1 protein-coding gene is annotated in these 1,193 nt (G+C 46.7%); it reads right to left on the bottom strand.

Annotated features, from left to right (window positions below):
- Positions 1–38 precede the first annotated feature (38 nt).
- Positions 39–1,187: an L-threonine dehydrogenase gene (gene yiaY / locus AB4496_RS04395; protein ID WP_009845589.1), complete on the bottom strand. Its 1,149-nt coding sequence runs from the start codon at positions 1,185–1,187 to the stop codon at positions 39–41.
- Between the last annotated feature and the right edge of the window lie 6 nt (positions 1,188–1,193).

Here is a 1,193-nt window from a genome sequence, read left to right as displayed (position 1 = left end):
GAGCCGCGTGTTTCTAGCTCGAATAACTTGTCGCTAGATTACATTGCCGCTTCGAAGATCGCTGAGATTTCTTCGTGAGTCGCTTGTTTAGGGTTAGTGAAACCACAAGCATCTTTTAGTGCGTTGTCAGACAGAGTCGGGATGTCTTCCAATTTAGCACCAAGTTGAGCGATACCTGTTGGGATGTTCACGTCATTTGCTAGTTGAACAATCGCGTTGATAGCTGCTTCTGCGCCTTGTTCTGCTGTCATACCTTCAACATTCACACCCATCGCTTTTGCAACATCACGTAGACGCTCTGGACAAACTTGCGCGTTGTAACGTTGAACGTGTGGTAGCAAGATAGCGTTACATACACCGTGTGGAAGGTCGTAGAAACCACCCAGTTGGTGCGCCATTGCATGAACATAGCCAAGAGAAGCGTTGTTGAATGCCATCCCCGCCATGAACTGTGCGTAAGCCATTTGCTCGCGAGCTTCAATGTCTTCACCGTGCGCTACTGCTGTTCTTAGATGTGCTTGCACAAGTTCGATTGCTTTAATCGCAACTGCGTCTGTGATTGGCGTTGCTGCGATTGAAACGTAAGCTTCGATTGCGTGTGTCAACGCATCCATGCCTGTTGCTGCCGTTAGTGATGCAGGTTTAGCAAGCATCAACTCAGGATCGTTTACTGAGATAAGCGGTGTTGTGTGCTTATCAACGATAGCCATCTTAATGTGACGAGCTTCGTCAGTAATGATGCAGAAACGCGTCATTTCAGAAGCTGTACCTGCTGTTGTGTTGATAGCAATTAGAGGCATCATTGGCTTTTCAGACTGGTCTACGCCTTCGTAATCTGCAATCTTGCCGCCATTAGAGGCAACCAGAGCGATACCTTTTGCACAGTCATGTGGCGAACCGCCACCTAGTGAAACAACGAAATCACAATCGTTGTCAGTTAGTAACTCAAGACCATCGTTCACGTTAGTGATGGTTGGGTTTGGTTGAGTACCGTCGAATACAACTGCGTCTACGCCACGTTGGCTAAGTAGGTCTTGTACCTGTTTAACCACGCCAATTTGGTTAAGGATCTTATCCGTTACGATCAGACCTTTTTTGAAGCCTTGAGACTGAATGCTATCAGCAGCATCTTTCAAACAGCCAGTACCCATGAAGTTGATTGTAGGGATGTAAAATGCAGTAGACATTGGAAA

The sequence above is a fragment of the Vibrio sp. 10N.222.46.A1 genome (assembly GCF_041473595.1).
In the GTDB taxonomy this organism is placed as follows: Bacteria; Pseudomonadota; Gammaproteobacteria; order Enterobacterales; family Vibrionaceae; genus Vibrio; species Vibrio tasmaniensis_A.
Note: the sequence above shows the minus strand (reverse complement) of the source record. Positions and strands in the feature narration are given on the sequence as shown.

Coding starts and splice junctions, on each gene's coding strand:
- yiaY (WP_009845589.1), bottom strand. CDS start 1,187: ATGTCTACTGCATTTTACATCCCTACAATCAACTTCATGGGTACTGGC.